At 72.6% G+C, this 21,821-nt stretch carries 17 protein-coding genes; 7 read left to right on the top strand and 10 right to left on the bottom strand.

Features of this window, described 5'->3' with window-relative positions; genetic code table 11:
* Positions 1-93: 93 nt before the first annotated feature.
* A complete protein-coding gene (gene typA, locus GSY65_RS24440) occupies positions 94-2,010 on the bottom strand; it encodes a translational GTPase TypA (RefSeq protein WP_159772534.1) in 1,917 nt (638 codons plus the stop codon).
* A 251-nt stretch (positions 2,011-2,261) separates the two neighbouring features.
* Positions 2,262-4,571 carry an ABC transporter family substrate-binding protein gene (locus GSY65_RS24435; protein WP_159772531.1) on the bottom strand — a complete coding sequence of 770 codons (2,310 nt, stop codon included), beginning with the start codon at positions 4,569-4,571 and terminating at the stop codon, positions 2,262-2,264.
* A gap of 338 nt (positions 4,572-4,909) precedes the next feature.
* On the opposite strand from GSY65_RS24435, the gene GSY65_RS24430 reads away from it, so the two are divergent.
* From GSY65_RS24430 to GSY65_RS34020, 5 genes are all read left to right on the top strand, one after another.
* Positions 4,910-5,200, top strand: coding sequence for a hypothetical protein (locus GSY65_RS24430; RefSeq protein WP_159772528.1), 291 nt, complete (start codon positions 4,910-4,912; stop codon positions 5,198-5,200).
* A 60-nt stretch (positions 5,201-5,260) separates the two neighbouring features.
* Entirely contained in the window at positions 5,261-6,097 is an 837-nt protein-coding gene (locus GSY65_RS24425) for a hypothetical protein (RefSeq protein ID WP_159772525.1), read from the top strand.
* A gap of 33 nt (positions 6,098-6,130) precedes the next feature.
* Entirely contained in the window at positions 6,131-8,068 is a 1,938-nt protein-coding gene (locus GSY65_RS24420; RefSeq protein WP_159772523.1) for a fumarate reductase/succinate dehydrogenase flavoprotein subunit, read from the top strand.
* Between the two features lie 22 nt (positions 8,069-8,090).
* Positions 8,091-8,867 (top strand): succinate dehydrogenase/fumarate reductase iron-sulfur subunit, encoded by a 777-nt coding sequence (locus GSY65_RS24415; protein ID WP_159772520.1) that lies wholly within the window; start codon positions 8,091-8,093, stop codon positions 8,865-8,867.
* Between the two features lie 174 nt (positions 8,868-9,041).
* Positions 9,042-10,766: a TPM domain-containing protein gene (locus tag GSY65_RS34020; protein WP_236580031.1), complete on the top strand. Its 1,725-nt coding sequence runs from the start codon at positions 9,042-9,044 to the stop codon at positions 10,764-10,766.
* Positions 10,767-11,195: 429 nt separating this feature from the next.
* Here GSY65_RS34020 and GSY65_RS24405 read toward each other — a convergent pair whose 3' ends face one another.
* From GSY65_RS24405 to GSY65_RS24380, 6 genes are all read right to left on the bottom strand, one after another.
* Positions 11,196-14,030 carry a SpoIIE family protein phosphatase gene (locus GSY65_RS24405; RefSeq protein WP_443043249.1) on the bottom strand — a complete coding sequence of 945 codons (2,835 nt, stop codon included), beginning with the start codon at positions 14,028-14,030 and terminating at the stop codon, positions 11,196-11,198.
* Between the two features lie 274 nt (positions 14,031-14,304).
* Complete coding sequence (locus tag GSY65_RS24400) at positions 14,305-14,712, bottom strand: ATP-binding protein (protein ID WP_159772518.1); 408 nt, start codon at positions 14,710-14,712, stop codon at positions 14,305-14,307.
* A gap of 336 nt (positions 14,713-15,048) precedes the next feature.
* The gene (locus GSY65_RS24395; RefSeq protein ID WP_159772515.1) at positions 15,049-15,456 is read right to left on the bottom strand and encodes a (deoxy)nucleoside triphosphate pyrophosphohydrolase; all 408 of its coding nucleotides are present in this window, start codon (positions 15,454-15,456) and stop codon (positions 15,049-15,051) included.
* A gap of 45 nt (positions 15,457-15,501) precedes the next feature.
* Positions 15,502-15,702, bottom strand: a complete 201-nt coding sequence (locus GSY65_RS24390) for an SPOR domain-containing protein (protein WP_159772512.1) — start codon at positions 15,700-15,702, stop codon at positions 15,502-15,504.
* A gap of 551 nt (positions 15,703-16,253) precedes the next feature.
* Positions 16,254-17,006, bottom strand: a complete 753-nt coding sequence (locus GSY65_RS24385) for a GntR family transcriptional regulator (protein ID WP_159772509.1) — start codon at positions 17,004-17,006, stop codon at positions 16,254-16,256.
* A 147-nt stretch (positions 17,007-17,153) separates the two neighbouring features.
* Positions 17,154-18,374, bottom strand: coding sequence for a DUF4190 domain-containing protein (locus GSY65_RS24380; RefSeq protein WP_201452651.1), 1,221 nt, complete (start codon positions 18,372-18,374; stop codon positions 17,154-17,156).
* A gap of 430 nt (positions 18,375-18,804) precedes the next feature.
* Between GSY65_RS24380 and GSY65_RS24375 the strand changes: the two genes are divergently transcribed.
* Positions 18,805-19,926 (top strand): pyridoxal-phosphate dependent enzyme, encoded by a 1,122-nt coding sequence (locus tag GSY65_RS24375; RefSeq protein WP_159772506.1) that lies wholly within the window; start codon positions 18,805-18,807, stop codon positions 19,924-19,926.
* 25 nt (positions 19,927-19,951) lie between these two features.
* On the opposite strand, the gene GSY65_RS24370 is transcribed toward GSY65_RS24375, so the two are convergent.
* Positions 19,952-20,434: a MarR family winged helix-turn-helix transcriptional regulator gene (locus tag GSY65_RS24370; RefSeq protein ID WP_159772503.1), complete on the bottom strand. Its 483-nt coding sequence runs from the start codon at positions 20,432-20,434 to the stop codon at positions 19,952-19,954.
* 79 nt (positions 20,435-20,513) lie between these two features.
* Between GSY65_RS24370 and GSY65_RS24365 the strand changes: the two genes are divergently transcribed.
* Positions 20,514-20,939, top strand: coding sequence for a nuclear transport factor 2 family protein (locus tag GSY65_RS24365; RefSeq protein ID WP_159772500.1), 426 nt, complete (start codon positions 20,514-20,516; stop codon positions 20,937-20,939).
* A gap of 294 nt (positions 20,940-21,233) precedes the next feature.
* Here GSY65_RS24365 and GSY65_RS24360 read toward each other — a convergent pair whose 3' ends face one another.
* Entirely contained in the window at positions 21,234-21,815 is a 582-nt protein-coding gene (locus tag GSY65_RS24360) for a hypothetical protein (protein WP_159772497.1), read from the bottom strand.
* Between the last annotated feature and the right edge of the window lie 6 nt (positions 21,816-21,821).

Genomic DNA, 21,821 nt, shown 5'->3' with positions numbered 1-21,821 from the left:
GCAGCGGTTCCCCCCCGTGTGCGGGCACGCCGCGGGCCCGGCCCGCCGCTGGGCGGTGGGCCGGGTCCCCGGGGGCCGCGGATGACTGCTGTGTCAGCCGTGCTTGGCGCGGCTGGCGGCGCGGGCGCGCTCGCGGGCGTCCAGGTTGACCTTGCGGATGCGCACGGCCTCCGGGGTCACCTCGACGCACTCGTCGTCCCGGCAGAACTCCAGCGACTGCTCAAGCGACAGCTTGCGGGGCGGGACGATGGACTCGGCGACGTCAGCGGTCGAGGACCGCATGTTCGTGAGCTTCTTCTCCTTGGTGATGTTGACGTCCATGTCGTCGGCGCGGGAGTTCTCGCCGACGATCATGCCCTCGTACACCTCGGTGCCGGGCTCCACGAACAGCACACCGCGCTCCTGCAGGTTCGTCATCGCGAACGCGGTGACGGCGCCGGAGCGGTCGGCGACGAGCGAGCCGTTGTTACGGGTCTGCAGGGTGCCGAACCAGGGCTCGAAGCCCTCGTGGATGGAGTGCCCGATACCCGTGCCGCGGGTCTGCGTGAGGAACTCGGTACGGAAGCCGATGAGGCCGCGCGAGGGCACCACGAACTCCATGCGGACCCAGCCCGAGCCGTGGTTGGACATGTTGTCCATCCGGCCCTTGCGGACACCCATGAGCTGCGTGACGGCGCCCATGTGCTCCTCGGGCACGTCGATCGTCATGCGCTCGACCGGCTCGTACGTCTTGCCGTCGATCTCCTTGGTGACGACCTGCGGCTTGCCGATGGTCAGCTCGAAGCCCTCGCGGCGCATCTGCTCGACGAGGATGGCCAGCGCCAGCTCACCACGGCCCTGCACCTCCCAGGCGTCGGGGCGCTCGGTGTCCAGCACGCGCAGCGAGACGTTGCCGATCAGCTCGCGGTCGAGGCGGTCCTTGACCTGGCGGGCGGTGACCTTGCGGTCCTTCACGGCCGCCTTGGCGTCCGCGCCCTTGCCGGTGCCGCCGCGGCCGACCAGCGGGGAGGTGTTCGTACCGATGACCATGGAGATCGCCGGCTCGTCCACCGTGATGAGCGGCAGCGCGATCGGGTTCTCCACGTCGGCGAGGGTCTCGCCGATCATGATGTCGGGGATGCCGGCGACGGCGCAGATGTCACCGGGACCCGCCTTCTCGGCCGGCTTGCGGGTGAGCGCCTCGGTCATCATCAGCTCGGAGATGCGCACGTTGGTGACGGAGCCGTCGCGCTTCATCCAGGCGACGGTCTGCCCCTTCTTCAGCTCGCCCTGGTGGACGCGGAGCAGGGCGATACGGCCGAGGAAGTTGTCGGCGTCGAGGTTGGTGACGTGGGCCTGCAGCGGCGCGGCCTCGTCGTACGTCGGCGCGGGGATGTGCTGCAGGATCGTCGAGAAGAACGGCTCCAGGCTGGTGGAGTCGGTCGGGACGGTGCCGTCGGCGGGCTTGGTCAGCGAGGCGACGCCGTCCCGGCCGCAGGCGTAGACGATCGGGAACTCGATCTGGTCCTCGTCGGCGTCGAGGTCCAGGAACAGGTCGTAGGTCTCGTTGACGACCTCGTCGATCCGGGAGTCCGGGCGGTCCGTCTTGTTGATGCACAGGATGATCGGCAGCCGCTGCTGGAGCGCCTTGCGCAGGACGAAGCGGGTCTGCGGCAGCGGGCCCTCGGAGGCGTCGACGAGCAGCACGACACCGTCGACCATCGACAGACCGCGCTCGACCTCGCCGCCGAAGTCGGCGTGGCCGGGGGTGTCGATGATGTTGATGGTGATGGGCTCCCCGCCGTCCTTCGGGTGGTACTTCACCGCGGTGTTCTTGGCGAGGATCGTGATGCCCTTCTCACGCTCCAGGTCGTTCGAGTCCATCATGCGGTCGTCGACGGAGTCGAGCTGGTGCGCGGCGAAGGCACCGGCCTGCTTCAGCATGCCGTCGACGATGGTCGTCTTGCCGTGGTCGACGTGGGCGACGATGGCGACATTGCGGATGTCGTGACGGACTGTGGTCACAGCCATATTGCGGCGTTCTCCCGGAGTGTGAGGACGGCCCTTGTGCGTACGTCTGTGTGACGCGGGCCCTGCCGGGCTGGACACGCCACGGCCTCACCCCATGGTACGGGCCCGCGACAGCGGGGACTCCCCGGCCCGCACGGCCCCTGCTCCGCCGCAGCTCAGGCTCCCTCGACGGCCGGCGAACCGGGCCGGACACCGCTCCGGCCGCCGCCCGCGTCGTGCGGGGCGGCGGCCGGAGCGCGCAGGGCGGGTGATCACGTGCCGGCGGGGCTCTGCAACGCCGTCGCGCCCTTCTTCAGGAAGCCCATGTCCTCGTAGACGGGGGTCTGGAAACCGAAGGCGCCGACGTTCGCCAGCTGGGGGCGGACGGCGTAGAGCTGGGGGCGCTGGTAGAGGGGGATGGAGCCGGCCGCGGCCCAGATGCGGGCGTCGGCCTTGCGGATCAGGGAGCGCGTCTCGGACTCGTCGAGGGTGGAGATCGCCTGCTCGAAGAGCTGGTCGACCTGGTTGGTGCCGACGCGGGTGTAGTTCTGCTCGACGCTCAGCGAACCGTCGGCCGCGGGGACCGGCTTGGCGTAGATCGGGCGGGCGTCGGTGGCGGGGAACGCGGAGGTGGGCCACGAGTACAGGGCGAGGTCGTACTGCCCGTTGGCGATGTGGTCCTTGAAGTAGCTGTCGTCGGCGACCTTGGAGATCTCGGTGCGGATACCGACCCGCTCCAGCATCACCGCGATCCGTTCGCCGACGGTCCGCAGGGACTCGGTGCCCGGACCGGACGGCAGGACGAAGCGGAGCGAGAGCGGCTTGCCGTTCTTGGCGAGCGGCGCCCGCGCGGCGTCGGCGGGCGCCCGGGTGCCGCGCGGGGCGTAGGCGCCGGGGGCGTTCTGCCTGCCGTCCCGGGCGAGGGGGCTGTCGTCGTCGGTCGCGTACGGCTTGTTGTCGTCGCCGACGACGTACGTGTCCTCGTCCTCGGCCTTCTTCGCGGCCCCGTCCCCGGTCTTCTTCTCCGCCTTCTCGTCCGCCTCGCCGTCCGGCTTCGTCCCCGACTTCTTCTCGGACTTCTCGGACTTCTCGCCCTCCGCCCCGGCCGCCTTCCCGGGCTCCCGCAGCGGGCCGCCCTCCTCCCAGCCGGCGTCGGCCAGCAGGGCGCGGGCCTCGTCGGTGTCCTGGCCGCCGAGGGCACCGCTGCTGTCGGCGTAGGCGGCCTGGCCGGAGAGGGCGAGGTGGCTGCCGACGGGGTCGGCGGGCAGGCCGAGCGGCTTCAGTACGAGGCCGGCGAGCTCCGCACGGTCGAGGGCGCGGGCCACCGCTCGGCGGACGCGCTCGTCGGCGAGGGGGCCGTCGGCGCCGTTGAGGGCGAGCTGGGTGTAGGCCGGTTCGAGGGAGCGGCGCACCTCGAAGCCGCGCAGCGCGGACTGCTGCGCGCGGTACGCGGCGAGCGCCGCGCGCCGCTTCTTCCGGGCGCGGGTCTCCTTGCCTGCGGCCTTCTCGTCGGAGCCGTGGGCGATCGCCCAGGACCGCAGTGCCTGTGCGGGCGTCAGCGCGGTGCCGGGCCCCTGGGCGAGGGTGCCGCCGGACCGGGCGAGGGGACCGCTGAGGCCCCGCGCCGCGCCGCGGGCGTCCGGGGAGCCCGTCGGGGCGGCGGAGCCGCGGGGGCTCGCGGACCCCCCGGGGCCCCGGGCCTCCCCGCCGGCCGGCATGATCCGCTGCGCCTGGGACGAGTCGATCTCGGCGATGTCCACCTCGCCCTTGGCGAGCGCCGCGGTCCGCTTGTCGCGGGGGACGGCACGCAGCACCAGTTTCGACAGCTTGGCCTGGCGGCCCCACCAGCGGGGGTTGCGCGTGAGGGTGACCTCGCCGCCCTTGCGGTCGACCTCGTCGACCGCGAAGGGGCCGGCGGTGACCTTGAGCTTCTTGCGGGCGCCGTCGTTGAAGGAGTCGGAGGTGCCCGTCACCTGCTTGGGGTAGAGCGGGGAGAACAGCGACTTCCAGTCGGCGTAGGGGCGGGCGAAGGTGACGCGGACCTCGAGGTCGCTGTCGCCGCGCTCGACCTTCTCGATGCGCTCGTACCCGGCGTTCCTGGCGGTCCAGTACGCGGAGTCCTTGCCGGACAGGGCCCGCCACTGGGCGACGAAGTCGGCGGCGCCGATCTCGCGGCCGTCGCTCCACACCGCCTCCTGGTGGAGCTTGTAGAGCACGACCTGCCGGGGTTCACGTTCGACGATCTTCGCGGACTCCAGGTAGTCGGTGTCGACCTGGGGCCGCCCGGCCGCGTCGAGGCGGTACATCGACGGCAGGACGGCGTCGGCGACGCGCGCGCTGGTGGGGTCGGCGTCCGCCTGGAACGTGTTGAACGTGTCCGGGACGGCGTCCACGGCCCAGCGCAGGGTGCCGCCGTCGGCGATCCGGTCACGGGCGGCCGGCGCGATGTCGGGGCCGGCCGCGGGTCTGCCCGCGGGGTCCTCCTCGCCGCAGGCCGTGAGGAGGGGCGCCGCGAGCACACCCGCGGTCAGGAAGGCGACCGAGCGCATCACCGCACGCGGTCCTACGCCGTGGTGGGACATCACTGCTACCTCCGGGGGACCGCACCCTCACCAGGAGGGCGTTATGATCACTTTTGGGTGCATATGGAGCTGATCTGATCTATGGCCACACACTGAAGAGGAAGGGGTTCACCGACCGACGGAGGCACGGCGACGGGGAGCGAAAAGCCACTCGTGCGGCGCAACGCGCCGCATGTGATCCCCGGCGCACACCGAGCGGGCGTGGGCGTGCGCAGGAGGCGTGCAATCCGCCAATCGATGCACATCCCTTCCCAGCGCAACGTGTGACGCGCAACACTCGCAGGCGCATGAACGTTGCCGCCCCGGTCCCCGACGATCCGCGGAAGTGAGGGCAAGTCATGTCCGTGCACGAGGAACTCACAACGGTCCAGCGCTGCCTCGACGACCTCTACCGGTCGGTGGGACGCCTGGAACAGCAGATCGGCAGCGGCGGGCTCGACATGCGCCGTGTCCGCGCCGACGCCGATCACCTGCGCGAGAGCGTCGCACTGCTGCGCGAGGGGGCCGTCACCCGCTCGTCGGTCAAGCACCCCGAACTCGTCCCCATCCCCGACACCCCGTACGACGACTCGCTGTGGACGGACTCGGACGACGAGGGACTCGGCGCCCGCGACCGTCGCGCACCCTGACCCCGGGCGCCCGGCACGCCGAGCGCCCGACAACCGAAAAGACCCGACCGGGAGTCCCCGTTGGCCACTGGTACGGAACCTCCAGGCACAGAACCCCTTCCCCAGCGCGGCGGTGTGCGCAGCGGCACACGCGCCGCGATCACCGCACCGCATCTGCGGACCGACCGCTGGTGGCTGGCCCCGGCCGGCACGGCGGCCGGTCTGCTCGCCTTCATCGTGTACTCGACATGGCGGGCCTTCTCGGACGCGCACTACTACGCGGCGCCCTACGTCTCGCCGTTCTACTCCCCGTGCCTGGCGGAACGCTGCGAGCCGATGCGCGGGGGACCCAACTGGGAGATCTTCGGCAGCTGGTGGGGCGTCTCACCGGCGATCATCATCCTGATCTTCCCGTTGGGCTTCCGCCTGACCTGCTACTACTACCGCAAGGCGTACTACCGCGGCTTCTGGGCGTCCCCACCCGCCTGCGCGGTGGCCGAGCCGCACCGGAAGTACACCGGTGAGACCCGCTTCCCGCTGATCCTGCAGAACATCCACCGGTACTTCTTCTACGCCGCGATCCTCGTCGCCGGGATCCTGACGTACGACACCGTCCTGGCCTTCCGCGACGAGAACTACGAGTGGGGCCACATGGGTCTCGGCACGCTCGTCTTCCTGGTCAACATCGTGCTGATCTGGGCGTACACCATCTCCTGCCACTCGTGCCGGCACATCGTCGGCGGCAAGCTCAAGCACTTCTCCAGGCATCCCGTGCGCTACCGGATGTGGCAGTGGGTCGGCAGGCTCAACGCGCGCCACATGCAGCTGGCCTGGGCGTCGCTGGTGAGCGTGGCGCTCGCCGACTTCTACGTGTACCTGCTCGCGTCCGGCGCGTTCGACGACCCGACCCTCTTCTGACCGACCCTCCTCCGACGACAAAAGGTGCTTGTGATGTCCGTGGTCGAACGACAGGAGTGGGACGTCGTCGTGGTCGGCGCCGGCGGGGCCGGGCTGCGCGCCGCGATCGAGGCCCGTGAGCGGGGCGCCCGTACGGCGGTGATCTGCAAGTCCCTCTTCGGCAAGGCCCACACGGTGATGGCCGAGGGCGGGATCGCCGCCGCCATGGCCAACGTCAACTCCGGTGACAACTGGCAGGTCCACTTCCGCGACACCATGCGCGGCGGGAAGTTCCTCAACCAGTGGCGCATGGCCGAGCTGCACGCCCGCGAGGCCCCCGACCGCGTGTGGGAACTGGAGACGTGGGGCGCGCTCTTCGACCGGACGAAGGACGGCCGGATCTCGCAGCGCAACTTCGGCGGCCACGAGTATCCGCGGCTCGCGCACGTCGGCGACCGCACGGGACTGGAGCTGATCCGCACGCTCCAGCAGAAGATCGTGGCGCTCCAGCAGGAGGACCACAAGGAGACCGGCGACTACGAGTCCGGGCTGAAGGTCTTCCAGGAGTGCACGGTCACCCGCGTCCTCAAGGACGGCGAGCGGGTGTCCGGGGTGTTCGGCTACGAGCGCGAGTCGGGCCGCTTCCTCGTCCTCGAAGCGCCTGCCGTCGTCATCGCCACGGGTGGCATCGGCAAGTCCTTCAAGGTGACGTCGAACTCGTGGGAGTACACGGGCGACGGGCACGCGCTCGCGCTGCTCGCGGGGGCGCCGCTGCTGAACATGGAGTTCGTGCAGTTCCATCCGACGGGCATGGTCTGGCCGCCGTCGGTGAAGGGCATCCTCGTCACCGAGTCGGTGCGCGGCGACGGCGGGGTCCTCAGGAACTCCGAGGGCAAGCGGTTCATGTTCGACTACGTCCCGGACGTCTTCAAGGAGAAGTACGCCCAGTCCGAGGAGGAGGGCGACCGCTGGTACGAGGACCCCGACCACAACCGGCGGCCCCCCGAGCTGCTCCCGCGTGACGAGGTGGCCCGCGCCATCAACGCGGAGGTGAAGGCGGGCCGGGGCTCCCCGCACGGCGGCGTCTTCCTGGACGTGTCCACCCGCATGCCGGCCGAGGTGATCCGCCGCCGGCTGCCCTCGATGTACCACCAGTTCAAGGAGCTGGCCGACGTCGACATCACCGCGGAGGCCATGGAGGTCGGCCCCACCTGCCACTACGTGATGGGCGGCATCGCCGTCGACTCGGACACGGCGGCGGCGCGCGGGGTGCCGGGGCTGTTCGCGGCCGGCGAGGTGGCCGGCGGGATGCACGGCTCCAACCGGCTGGGCGGCAACTCCCTGTCCGACCTGCTGGTGTTCGGCCGCCGCGCCGGACTGCACGCCGCCGAGTACGCGACCGGCCTCGCCGGGGCGCGGCCCCCGGTGGACGGCGAGCAGATCGACGCGGCCGCCGCCGAGGCGCTGCGCCCGTTCTCCGCCGAGGGGGAGGGCCGGGCCGACGGGCAGCCGCCGGAGAACCCTTACACCCTGCACCAGGAGCTCCAGCAGGCCATGAACGACCTGGTCGGCATCATCCGCCGCGAGGGAGAGATGGAGCAGGCCCTGGAGAAGCTCGCCGACCTGCGGGTGCGGGCGCGCCGGGCCGGGGTCGAGGGGCACCGGCAGTTCAACCCGGGCTGGCACCTCTCCCTGGACCTGCGGAACATGCTGCTGGTCAGCGAGTGCGTGGCGCGGGCCGCGCTGGAGCGCACCGAGTCGCGCGGCGGCCACACCCGCGAGGACCACCCGACGATGGACCGCGACTGGCGCCGGATCAACCTGCTGTGCCGGCTCACGGACCCGACGGGCGGGCTCGCGGCCACCGACCCCGTCGCGGGCCAGATCTCCCTGACGCGGGAGACCACCGACCCCGTCCGCCCGGACCTGCTCGCCCTCTTCGACAAGGAGGAGCTGGTCAAGTACCTCGCCGAAGAGGAGCTGTACGAGTGAGCAGCCACGAGGAGCCACGGTCATGAGCGGTTACACGGCCCACTTCAGGGTGTGGCGGGGCGACGTGGGGGGCGGCGGCCTGGAGGACTTCGAGGTCGAGGTCAACGACGGCGAGGTGGTGCTGGACATCATCCACCGCCTCCAGGCGACCCAGGCCCCGGATCTCGCCGTCCGCTGGAACTGCAAGGCCGGCAAGTGCGGTTCGTGCTCGGCGGAGATCAACGGCCGTCCCCGGCTGATGTGCATGACCCGGATGTCGGTGTTCCAGCGGGACGAGACGATCACGGTCACCCCGCTGCGGGCCTTCCCCGTCGTCCGGGACCTGGTGACCGACGTCGGCTTCAACTACCAGAAGGCGAGGGAGGTTCCGGCGTTCGTCCCGCCGGAGGGGCTCGGTCCCGGCGAGTACCGGATGATGCAGGAGGACGTGGACCGTCCGCAGGAGTTCCGCAAGTGCATCGAGTGCTTCCTGTGCCAGGACACCTGCCATGTGGTCCGCGACCACGAGGAGAACAAGCCCGCCTTCGCCGGGCCCCGCTTCCTGATGCGCGTGGCCGAACTGGACATGCACCCGCTGGACGCGGCGGAGGAGACCGGCCTCGACCGCAAGCGCACCGCGCAGGACGAACACGGCCTCGGCTACTGCAACATCACCAAGTGCTGCACGGAGGTCTGCCCCGAGGGCATCCGGATCACGGACAACGCGCTCATCCCGTTGAAGGAACGGGCCGTCGACCGCAAGTACGACCCGCTGGTCTGGCTCGGCTCGAAGATCAGGAGGCGCTCCGCAGCGGACTGACCGCCCGCGGCGGGGGCGCCGACGCACCGTGACACGGAGCGGCCGGGCCTCGCCCGGGACGTCTTTGCCTCCTCCCGGTCGCGACCTGACCGGTCCGGCCATACGCTCCCAAATGTGACGTCGCGTTCGAGGAGACACCGGTCGCGCGGCGCCACGTCGCACATAGGTGTGCGGGTGGCGCACGCCGCGTTCGGCGGGATGACCGCCTTGGTCTGGCTGCTGCTGGTCCCGTTGACGGATGCGCCGGACGCGGGGCACCGGACGCCCGCGGTGGCGGCCGCCTCCCCGGCGGTCGCCGAGTGGTCCGCGGGGCCCGCCGGGCCCTCGGGTGCCGGCCCGTCACCGTTCCCGGCCGGCGCAGGGCGGGCTGTGGCTGTCCAGGTGGGCGACGCGGCGACCGGCGACGACGGCAGTTCGGCGGCGGACGGGAGTTCGGCGACGGATCTGATCCTGCCGGTCGCGGTCGCCGCGGTGGTCGCCGGGTTCGCCGCGTACTCACTCGTCCGGCGCAAGCGGCGCGCGGTGCTGCGGACGACACCGGCCGGGACCTTCGAGGAGCATCTGCCCCCGCTGCCGGACCTGCACCGACGGGGCCGCCGCCTGCTGGTGGAGACAGACGACTGCGTCCGTACCGCCGCCGAGGAACTCCGCTTCGCCGTCGCCCGGTCGGGCCCCGCCGCGGCCCGACCGTTCACCGACGCCCTGGCGGACGCGCGCCGCGAGGTCGAGGCGGCCTTCCTGCTCCGGCAGCGGCTCGACGACGCCGGCACGCTCCCGCCCGACGAGGAACGGGACCTGCTGGAGGAGATCCTCGCCCGCTGCACGATGGCCCAGCGACGCCTCGACATCGCCGCCCCCGCCTTCGACCAGCTCCGCGCCCTGGAACGCGACGCGGTCCCGGCCCTGCAGAGCGCGGAGGCCCGCTTCCGTGAGCTGACCGGCCGTACGGCGACGGCGGCGGCCACCCTCGCCGGGCTCCGCGAGCGCTACGCCCCCGACGTCGTCCTCCCGGTCACCGGCCACGCCGAACTCGCCGAGGACCGGCTCGTGTTCGCGACGGCCGAGCTGAACCGGGCCCGACAGTTCACCGACGCGGGCGACCCGCTGACGGCCGCGGTGCACCTGCGGGCCGCCGAGGGCGCCGTCGACCAGGCGGACGTCCTCGTGACGGGGGTGGAACGGCTCACCGCGGAGGTGGCGCGCGCCGCCGGCGCGGCGCAGCAGGGGGCGCCCCGTGCGGGCACGCTCGCCGACCCCTTCGACGCCCTCTGCCGCGAGGACCGCTGGCTGCTCCCGGCCCGCAGCGCGGTGGCCACCACGGCGGACTACGTCACGACGCACCGCGCGGCGGTGGGGGTGACGGCGAGAACCCGCCTCGCGGAAGCGGAACGCTGCGCGGGCCTCGCCGAGGCGGCCGCGTTCCGGGCCGGGCCCACCGGAGCGGATGACGGTGACGGGGCCGAGGAGCCCGGGGCCGGTGGGGGCGGGGCCGGTGGGGATGGGGCCGGTGGGGCCGACGAGGCGGCTTTCCCGGGCGACGAGAGTGCCGAGGTGGACACGGCCGGGGAAACGGAACCCTCGCCGGACCAGACCGCCGAGGAGGACACGGCCGACCAGGCGGCACCCTTGGGAGAAGAGGCCGCAGCGGTGGAGACGGCTGATGTCGAGAGTGCCCGGCGTGCCCACGCCCTCGCCCGGGAAGCACGGCGGCTGGCCGAGCAGGACGTGCGGGACTACGGCGAGCCGTACGAGGGGCCGGTCGGCGACGGGATGGCCGGGGCGCTGCTCGGCGGCATCATCCTCGGGGACACCGGCGACGGCGGCCGGATCACTCCACAGGGCCCGGCCTGCTTCGGCGGCACGGCAACCCGCGGCCGCAGGACGACGAGCCCCGCGTAGGCCGCGGGCAGGAAGCCGTACGTGCCCGCCGGGCCGCGAGCCGCGCGTGGGCCCGGCACGGATGGCCGCATGACCGCATGGCCCGCATGGCCACCGGACAGGAAGCCGTACGGAGCAGCCGGGCCGCGAGCCGCACGTGGCCCGGCACAGATGGCCGCATGACCGCCGGGCGGGAAGCCGTACGGGGCAGCCGGGGGCCGTACGTGGCTGCCGGGCGGGAAGCCGTGCGCAGGGCGGTGTTCTCGCTGATCCGTGCCGGTCGCGGCGCTCCTCGGCCCGCCGGCGGCCGGTGGGCCGGGGAGCGCCGGGCCGCGAGCCGCGCGTGGCCGCCGGGCCGTATGGCCGCCGGGCGGGAAGCCGTACGGGCCGCCGGGGGCCGTACGCGCTGCCGGCCCGCCGGCGGCCGGTGGCGACGGCGTGGCCCTCCTCTCAGAAGAGGCTCAGCAGCGCCTCCGCCGGGTCCGTGAGGCCGCCCTCTTCGCCGGGGAGCGGCAGTTCGAACCACACGGTCTTCCCGCGGGGCGTACGGCGGGAGCCCCACGCGGCGGAGAGCAGGCCGACGAGTTGGAGGCCGCGGCCGCCCTCGTCCGTGTCGCGGGCGCGGCGGCGGCGGGGCTGGACGAGGCCGGCGTCCCAGACCTCGCAGACGAGGGTCCTGTCGAGGAGCAGCCGGAGGCGTATCTCGCCCTCGCCGTAGCGCAGCGCGTTGGTGACCAGTTCGCTGACGAGCAACTCGGCCGTGTCGACCAGCGGTTCCAGGTCCCAGGCGAGCAACTGGCCCCGGGCGTACTCGCGGGCGCGTCCCACGCTGCGCGGTTCACGGGGCAGGGTCCAGTCGCCGACGGAGTCGGCCGGCAGCCCCTGGACACGTGCCATCAGGAGGGCGATGTCGTCCTCGCCGTGATGCGTGTCGAGGGTGTTGAGAACGTGGTCGCAGACGTCCTCCAGCGACCGGGCGCTGCCCAGCCGCGCCGGGGCGGGAGGCTGGGCGGGGTCGGTGAGGGCGCCGACGAACGCCTGGAGGCCCTCGTCGAGGGGGTGGTCGCGTGATTCGACCAGTCCATCCGTGTAGAGCGCCAGCAGCGCCCCTTCGGGCAGCTCGACCTCGACCTCCTCGAACGGCTCGCCGCCGACGCCGAGCGGCATGCCGGGCGGCACGTCGAGCATCAGCGCGCTCTCGCCGGGTTCGACCAGTACAGGGGGCAGATGGCCCGCGTTGGCGAAGGTGCAGCGCCGGGTGACCGAGTCGTAGACGGCGTACACGCAGGTGGCGAGGTACACCTCGGAGAGGTCCTTGTCGCGGGGGCGGCTGGCGGCCGTGCGGGAGGCGGACTGGACGCCGCCGGGGTTGCCGAGGCCGCGGGCGATCTCGTCGAGGGCGGAGAGGACCTCGGCGGGTTCGAGGTCGAGCAGGGCCAGGGTGCGTACGGCCGTGCGGAGTTCGCCCATGGCGACCGCGGCGCGCAGGCCCCGGCCCATGACGTCGCCGACGACGAGTGCTGTGCGGTGGCCCGGGAGTTCGATGACGTCGAACCAGTCGCCGCCGACCTCGGTGGCCGCGTTGCCCGGCAGATAGCGGCAGGCGATGTCGAGGCCGGAGGCCTCGGGGTCGCCGGGGGGCAGCAGGGAGCGTTGCAGGATGAGGGCGCGTTCGTGTTCGCGCCGGTAGAGGCGGGCGTTGTCGATGCAGACGGCGGCGCGGGCGGCCAGTTCCACGGCGAGGGCCCGGTCGCGTTCCCCGAAGGGTTCGCTGCCCTTGGTGCGGGAGAACTGCACGAGTCCGACGACGGTGTCGTGGGCGACCATCGGCACGGCGAGCGTCGTCTGGATGAGGTTGCCCTCTTCGGGGACCTGCTGGGGGCGGGCGGTGCGCAGGGCGTCCGCGCAGGGCGAGTTGAACGGGTAGTGGTGGACCGCGCCGACGCGCACCGGGGCGGGCCCGCCGACGAAGGGCGCGTCGGAGACGGCGCTGGCGAAGGCGACGCGGCGCAGTTCGGCGCTGCCGTCGGCGAGTCCGGGCGGGGTCTCGTCGCCGACGAGGAGGCCCTGGTACAGGTCGACGGTGGCGAGGTCGCAGAAGTTGGGGACGACCACGTCGAGGAGTTCGCGGGCGGTGGTCTCCAGGTCGAGGGAGTTGCCGATGCGGGAACCGGCCTCGTTCAGGAGGGCGAGATTGCGCCGCGCCGCGGCGGCCTCGCGTGCGGCGGCGCGGCGGGCCGTCACATCGATGCCGAGCCAGGCGATGCCGATGGGGCGGCCGGTGCCGCTGTGCACCCGGTAGAGGTTGACGGACCAGTGGCGGCGTTCCTCGGAGCCGGGCACGAATCCGGAGACGTGCATGTCCGTGATGGAGTCACCGGTCTCCAGGACCCGGCGCAGGGTCGCCTCGACCCGCTCGGCCTCCGGGGACTGGAGGTAGTCGTGGACGCCCCGGCCGCGGTGGTCGTCGACGTGGCCGCCGTAGATGGAGGCGAACCGCTGGTTGGCGCGCCGCACCCGGAGGTCGGTGTCGATCAGCAGGAAGCCGAAGGGAGATTGGCCGAATATCGCCTGCGAGGCGGCGAGGTCGGTCTCGATGCGGCGCAGCGTGCGCACGTCCACCACGATGCACACGGCGGCCCGTTCGCCGCCCTCGACCGTGGTGGGCATCACATAGACCTCGGCGAGCCCCTCGATCCCTTCGGGACCCGGCACCCGGAAGGGGACCACCCCGGTCCACTCCCGGCCGTCGAGGACCTCGGCCATCTTCCGCTGGCCCTCTTCGCGCCGGTCGGGGTCGACGAACGCCTCGATGGGGTCCATGCCCACGGCCCGCGTGGCCGGGATACCGAACAGTTGCTCGGCGCGCAGGCTCCACTGGTCGACGAGACCGTCGGAGCCGATGGAGAACGAGGCCACCTTGATGTAGTCGTACATCGAGCCGGGCGGGCTGGTCTGCCACATCGGATGACGGGGCCCCTGACCGGCCAGGACACCCGCGGCCGCGACGGCGTCGGCGGCCTCGCCCCCGGCCGTCGCCGGACGGCCGGCCGGTGGGTGACTTCCGGACGCGGACCCCGGGGCGTCGCCGCCCGCCGCGGCGGAAGCGCTTCCGCCCTCGTGCGTGACGTCATCGCGTGCGGCGCGGCCCAGGCCGGAATCGTCTGCGGCCTCGGGCCTCGCGCGGTCCGTCGGGCCGTTCGGCTCCGAGGACTCCGTGGCCTTCGCTGGTATCTCGCTCACGCGAACCGTCCCCTCCAGCTCACCGCGTCCGGCTCCGGTCACCAGGGGCGGCTGCCCGCAGTATCCAGCACTACGGCGCCGCGCAACACGGTGTTCACGATCACAGCACGGTCCCGATCGTTTTTGGACCGGCTGGGACATACTCCCAAGTCTTCTAACCAGGCGTTGCCCGCTCGAACCAAAGACTCCAGCCAGCCCTACTGGCTTGAACCGATCGGTCGCACGCGCGCCCCGGGGAGCCGCCCCCTGCCCGGTCCGTACGCCGTGGACGCCGATCGTGCACCAGGCCCCTCACCTCGTACGCCCACCGCTCCGGTCAGTCGGGAACCGTCAACTCGAACCAGACCGTCTTGCCGGAGTCACCGAGCCGGGTACCCCAGGCCCGCGCGGAGCAGGCCACGAGCCGTAGCCCTCGGCCCCCTTCGTCGTCCGGGTCGGCGGTCCGTTCGCGCGGCGGGTCGGGCAGCGGGTCGGAGACCTCGACACGCAAGGTGCCCGGGGGGCCTTCGGAGCGGACGAGGCGCACCCCGATGGGGCCGGTGGCGTGCCGCAGGGCGTTGGTGACCAACTCGCTCACCAGCAGGATCACGATGTCCCCGAGGGAGTCGAGCCCCCACGCGCGCAGCCGGTCGCGGACCACGGCCCGTGCGGTCCGCACGGCGCCGGGCTCCGCGGGGAAGGTCCACTCGGCGCAGTCGTCTCCGTTGTCGATCACGCCGATCACTTCCCAGTCAGAAGCGGAACCTGTCCGGTTTCATGGGGTTAATGGGCACATACCCGATATCGAACCCCGAGTACCGCGCATGAGGGCGCACTGTGGCACAAACAGCGCGGCGAGCGCATCCCCCCGCACGCGGCGCATCAGAAAGGGGCGCACGGAACCGTGCGACGGGCACGGCGGGACGACCCGGCGGGCGGAGCGGGACGACCCGCACGGCGCGTCTGGACGACCCGGCGGGCCGCGGCGAAACGGCGCGGCGAGCCCCGGCCGCCCAGGAGTGCGGGGCGGCACGGCGGGCCCCGGCGGGCAGGTTGGGGGAATCGGTCGAATCCGGGGCGCTCAGCCGCCCCCGGAGCCCCAGGCCAGTCGCACGGTCTCCATCACGGCCGGAACGTCCTGGTCGAGCCAGTCGACGTCCCACACCTCGTCGACGCTGAGCCAGCGCAGCTCGTCGTGGTCCTCCAGCGGCCGGGGTTCCCCGGAGAGAAGATGCGCGATCCAGACGCGCAGGACGTACCCGGAGCCCACCGGCCACTCCCCCGGCACCCGCTCGGCCGACTTCGCCTCGACGCCGAGCTCCTCGCGCAGTTCCCGCACGAGGGCCTGTTCAGGGGGCTCACCGGGTTCCACCTTGCCGCCGGGCAACTCCCAGCGTCCGGCGAGTTCGGGGGGCGCGCTGCGACGGGCGGCGAGCAGCCGGCCGTCCTTCAGCAGGGCGGCACCCACCACCACGATCGGTTCGGTCATGCGCGGGAGCCTACGGGAGCGGACACAGGCGCCGGACCCGCTGAATCACTTGCTCCCACTCTGGGCATTCTGGCCGTTCTGCCCTATGCGCTCGACCCAGTAGAGCTGCTTGTGCCCGCGACGGTCGAGGCTGTCGGCTATCTTCTGCGCCTCGGCGCGGGTCGCGTACCGGCCGACGCGGTAGCGGTTGCCGTTGTCGTCCTGCCTGATGACGAGCCAGGGAAGAGTGATCGTGCCGTCGTTCATCGCCCCCCACCGCTCCTTCCCACCCCGGCCGGCCCGAGTCCCGTCCCCGGATTCCGCCGCACCCCGCCGCCTAAGGAAACCGCAATCCGCATATGCCCGAGCGTACGCCCAACCTTTACGCAGCGAATCCGTCTTTTCACAAAGAGGTACGCAACAAGCCAAGATGAGAGGGCTGCACTCCGTCGAACGCGCCGCCGCTCACCACCCGCGCGCCGCCACGTCCCCCGACGAGCAGCCGCCCAGCACCTTCAGGGCACCCGGGCGCCCCCTCCGGGCACACGATCCCCGCACGTCGAGAACGACCGGATTCGAACGGCGTTCGGATGCCCCCGAAAGCCCGCACCGCCGCCGACTCCCCTCCGGAAAGGGCCACTTGACCCACGCCCCGCCATCGTCCGATAAGCACGGGATCTACGGATTGCCGGACGGGCGCGCAGACCACGGCGAACGGACGGGCATCGAAGGGCGGACCGGCACCGGCGAACGAACGAGGGCCGGTGGACGAACGAGGGCCGGTGGAGGGACAGGCCCCGACGGGCCGTCGGCGTCGCTCACTTGACCGGCAGGTGGTAGGACACCCGGTACCGGTCGGCCGGCACCACCACGTCCGCCGTCTCCACCGGGCGGCCCGAGGCGAAGTACGTCCGCTGTACGACCAGGACGACATGGCCGGGGACGCCGCCGAGAGCGAGGAGTTCCTCCGCGAGGCCGGGGCGCGCGCCGACCTCCTCCGTGACGTTGTCCACGATCACGTCGATGGCGGCCATGCGCTCGACGACCCCCATGCCGCCGAGCGGACCCTCCTCCGGCAGCATCACCGGGGTGCGCCCGGTGAGGGCGAGGGGCTCCCAGGAGGTGGAGAGCATCATCACCTCGCCCGCGTCCCGGAAGGTGTACTTCGTGCACATCACGCGGTCACCGGGCTGGATGGCCAGCCGCTCCGCGATCGCGCCGCTCGCCTCGGCCTGTTCGCTGCGCGACTCCCAGGTGCCGCGGGCGGCTGCGTCGGCCTGCTCCTGCCGGAACGGCGTGGCGCCGCCGGCGGGGCGGAAACCGGAACGGGCCACTCTGCGTGGCACCGGCCGCTCCCGCACATACGTGCCCGATCCCGACCGGCCCTCGACCAGCCCCTCGGCCATGAGCACCTTGCGCGCCTCCAGCGCGACCGTGTCGGAGACGCCGTACTCCTCGCGGATCCGCGCCTGGGAGGGGAGGCGGGTGTGCGGCGGCAGCGATCCGTTCACGATCTTCTTGCGGAGATCACCCGCGACACGCAGGTACGCCGGCTGCTCACCGAAAGTCACTGGCCGCTCCCATCAGGTTGTACAGACAGCAACAGCCTGGCAACCGTGGGTTGTGTCATGCAAGCAAAGGCCAAGGAATCACTCGATGTGATGACATGCCCCCCAGGAAGCCTTTACGCAGGCACTTTCTCCCCGCTATGGACGCCGTCACACCTGTGCGCGGGGCTCACTCCCGCCGTCGCCCTCGCCCGTGCCGTCCTCGTCGGTGACCTCCGGAGCGGTGGCCAGCCCCAGAGCCTCGCGCGCCGTGACCGCCTTGGGGCCGTCGGTCAGCCGGTGCGCCCGGTCCCAGTGGTCACCGAACTCGTCGGCGTCGTCCGCGTCGGCGGCGCCCTGCCACTCCTCGCGGGCCCGGTCCAGGGCCTTGGCGTAGTCGGTCACCGCCTTCTCGGCGCCGGGCTCCCAGTCGTGCGCCCGCAGGGCCGCGGCCTGCCGCTCCAGGGCGTCGACCACGTCGGGCGCCCACGCCTTGTGGGCGGGCAGGTCGTCGCCGACGTAGTCCGTGTCGGGCAGGCCTTCGAACGCCTCGTTGAGGAGGGCGTCGGCCTGGAGGAACGCGAACTGGTCGGCGTCGAGCGTGGTCCCGTCCCGGCGCAGCGAGCCGGTCAGGCCGGCCTCCGCGTCCTCGTTGCCGTACACACAGGCCACCTGGCGGTCGCCGTACCGCCAGCTCTGCCGGGTGGGCGTGTAGTAGTACACGTCGACGTCGGCCGGCATCGCCCAGGTGTCCATGACGTACGCGGCGGAGAGGTCGTAGCACCGGCTGCCGGCGGTGTCCTCGACCTCGTCGTCGCCCGGGTACTCCCCGTCCGGCAGCCGGAACTCGGCGAACACCTCGGCGTCGTGCCTGCCCTCGCACGGCACCACGTCGACGTCGTACGCGTAGCCCTCCAGAGAGCCGTTCGGCGTGTCGAAGCACTCGCCCTTCTGGACCGTGAAGGTGGTTCCCGCGCCGCTCGCCGCGTCCCGGAAGCCGTCCCACGCGTCGCGCGCGCCGCCCGTGGTGAGCGCGAGCGCCATCAGCAGCGCGCCGGTCGTCGACAGCGCGATTCCGGCCACCGCCATGCCCGTGCCGCGCTCCCCCTTCCGCCTGATCTGCACCAGGGCGAGGACGCCGAGGACCAGACCCGCGCCCGGCAGCAGGCACATGAGGCCGAGGACGAGCGCGGCGATCGCGAGCCCGTTGACCGGCGGGGACAGCGGCGCCGGGTAGGCCCTCCCCCATGCCTGCCCCCAGGGCTGGGGGGCCATCGGGTACGGCTGCCCCGGCACGGACTGCGGCTGTCCCGGCGCGGGCTGCGGCTGTCCCGGAGGCGGGAACGGGCCGCCCTGGGGCGGCTGGGCCCCGGAGGGCGGGGGTGTGGCCACGGGTCGCGTGCTCCTTGCGCCGAAGTGAAGGGGAACTGGCGTACGACTTTCATACGGCTTGGCGATGGTAAGCGCGGGCCGGGCGGAGCGGCACGCGGGGCGCGGGGCGCGGCCCCGGAGCGCCCGGTACCGGCGGACCCGGCACCGGCGGTGTCGCTCCCGCCCGCTCGCGGCCGGCCCGGCCCCGGGGGCCGGGCGGTCGGGCAGTCGGGAGGTCGGGATCCGGAATCTCCGCCCCGGGACGAGGAACCCGAGGCGGAGGAACCCGGGGCGGAGGAGGCCGGAAGCCAGGTGCGGGATCAGAACCGGAGGGCCCACACGTCGATGCGGCCCGTGTCCTGCGCCGCGTTGTCGCTCACCCGGAGCTTCCCCCTGCCGTGACACACCGTCATACGTCACCGTCCTCGGCACGCCCACTTACCCTGCGTGCATGACACCTCTGCCGGATCGCTTCTGCCCGACGGACGGCACGCGCGTCCCCTCCGCCTCCCTCGCCTGGTGCTGCCCGGCCTGCCGCGGCCCCCTGGACCTCGACTTCGCACCCACCCCCGCGCCCCTCAAGTCCCTGGCCGGCCGGGTGAACTCGCTCTGGCGGTACGCCGAATGCCTTCCCCTCGCCACACCGTCGGTGTCCCTCGGCGAGGGCCGCACCCCGCTGGTCGAGCTGACGGACAGCATCTCCGCGAAGCTCGACTACCTGATGCCGACGCTGTCCTTCAAGGACCGGGGCGCGGTGCTCCTCGCCGAACTGGCGCTGCGGCTGGGGCCGCGCGGGGTCGTCGCCGACAGCAGCGGCAACGCGGGCACGGCGATCGCCGCGTACTGCGCGCGCGCCGCGCTGCCCTGCACGGTGTACGTCCCCTTCGGCACCTCGGCCAAGAAGCTGGAGCAGATCGACGTCCACGGCGCGCGGCTCCGGATCGTCGAGGGGGACCGCGAGGCGGCGGCGGCCGCGGCCCGCGAAGCGGCGGACGAGGAGGGCGTCTTCTACGCCTCGCACGTCTACAACCCCTACTTCCTGCACGGTACGAAGACCTACGTCCACGAACTCTGGGAGGACCTCGGCGGCCGCCTCCCGGACGTCCTGGTCGTCCCGGTCGGCAACGGCACGCTGCTGCTCGGCGCCGCTCTCGCCGTCGCCGAACTCCACTCGGCGGGCCTGATCGACCGCCGCCCGGCCCTGTACGCCGTCCAGTCGGCCGCGGTCGCCCCCCTGGCCCACGCGTGGGCCGAGGGCGCGGACGATCTCGTCGGGTCCACCCCCATGGCGCCGACCCTCGCCGAGGGCATCGCCATCCCGCGCCCGCCCCGGGCCCGTCAGATCCTGCGGGCCGTGCGGGACTCGGGCGGCAGGTTCCTCACGGTCACCGAGGACCAGCTCCGCCACGCCCAGCGCGACCTCGCCTCCCGCGGCCTGTTCGTCGAGGCGACGGGGGTGGCCTGCTGGGCCGCCGTACGGGAGGGGGCACTCGGAGGCCGCTCGGCGGTGGTGCCGTTGTGCGGGGCGGGGTTGAAGTCGGGGGTCGCGGGGGCTGACGGGGCGTCTTGGTAGCCAAAGAACAAGCTGGGCCACGGTGTCAGCGGGGCGGCCTGACCTCGCGGCGGCGGACGGCTGCGGCGCCGCCGAGGTCGTCGAGGAGGTCGGCGAGCAGGGCACGGGCGGCATCGAGGGCGGGGGCGCCGAAACGCTGCCGGAGGCGCTCCTCCAGCGCCGCCCGCGCACGGCGGGCGGTGGCCACGGCTTCCCCGCCGCGGGGCGTGAGCGTGACGCGCCGGACGCGGGCGTCCTGGGGGTCGGGCAGCCGTTCGGCGTAGCCGAGGCGCTCCAGTTCGGCGACCGCCTTGGAGGCGCCCTGCTGGGTCATGTCGAGCTTCTCGGCGAGTTCGCCGATGGTGGGCCGGGCGTGCAGGAGGTGCTGGAAGACATAGCCGTGCGACATGCGCAGGTCGGGGAAGCCGGCGGCGGCGAGTCCGTCCTGGACGGTGGAGGCGGCGGCGAGGCCGGCGAAGAGGGCGAGGGTGCCGGTGTCGAGGTCGCGCGGGTCGAGTGGCTGCTGCATGGGCCCACTCTCCCATTGGACAACCCCGATTGGGCAACCTTGATTGTGCAACCACACATGTGCAACTAAGGTTGTGGACATGCCGGAGTTCTCTGAGCACCCCGATGTCCGTACCGCCGTCCGCTACCACCAGGCGGTGTCCCGCTTCGCCCCGGACGAGGAACTCGCCGCCTACTTCCACCCGGACGCCGTCCACACACAGTTGCCGAACGCCCTCTTCCCCGACGGCACCGTCCGCCGGCTGCCGGACCTGATCGCCGCGTCGCGGCAGGGTCGGTCCGTGCTCGCCGACCAGCACTTCGAAGTGATCAACGCGGTGGCCTCCGGGACCCAGGTCGCCCTGGAGGTCACCTGGTCCGGCACCCTGGCCGTACCCGTCGGCGACCTGGCCGCGGGACGGGTGCTGCGCGCCCACATCGCGACGTTCCTCGAGTTCCGCGACGGAAAGATCACCGCCCAGCGCAACTACGACTGCTACGAGCGGCTGCGCCCCGCGACCGGCTGAGGCTCCCACGCCCGCCCACGCCCACGCTCACGCGTCGAACGCCGTAGCCCGCGCCCGCTTCTCCCAGGCGAGGACCTCCTCGCGCACCCCCTCCAGGTGCTCCAGGATCGTGGGGACGCTGTCGTCACCGCGAGGCACCGGCCCAGAAGTGGGGCCGACGCCTGACACACCGCGGCGCCCCGGACCGGGTGGGGTCCGGGGCGTCGTCGGAAGCGGCGCGGGGGCAGATCCGCTCCTCTGCCGTGGGAAGCCCCGCCGCATTCGGGCGGGGGGCATCCCTTTGTGTGCTTGTTCCTACCTGGCGAGCCAGGCCAGCGTGTCCTCGTTCTCGGCGGCTGATCGGTAGGGCTTGCCGACGCTCAGACGGGCGACCTCCCGGAGAGACCGCACACGGTCAGGCCTGGGGAGAGCCGCAGTGCCGATGCTGTCCTGCCACACCGTTCCCTGCACGAAGACCGATCCGTCGAGAGCGGACATGACGAACGCGGGAAAGCCGTATCGGCTCCCGGTGACACCGGCCGCACAACCCGCGCCCATGATGTCCCAGTCGTCCAGGAGCTCGACCAGCCCCCAGACGCCCTCGACATCCGTCTCGTCGACCGCGTCGGGGCGAGGCATGCTGACGGAGAGCAGGAACTGGCGGTCGGCGGAGAACAAGCCACACTTCGTCGCCAGTTCGAACCAGCCGGCGTTCGCCTTCGGAACCCGGGCGTGGTCGTCGAGCGCGGCGGTCCGGTCCCGGCGGCCGTCGTCGGGGTGGCATGACGTGACCATCCCGGCGATGTACGGAGGGATGCCCGTTCCACGCCTCAGGCCCAGGAATCGCAGACCGGCGTCCTTCATCGCCTGCGTCAGCATCTCGGTATTCACGACCATGTACCT

Source organism: Streptomyces sp. HM190 (genome assembly GCF_009857135.1).
Classification (GTDB): domain Bacteria; phylum Actinomycetota; class Actinomycetes; order Streptomycetales; family Streptomycetaceae; genus Streptomyces; species Streptomyces heilongjiangensis.
Note: the sequence above shows the minus strand (reverse complement) of the source record. Positions and strands in the feature narration are given on the sequence as shown.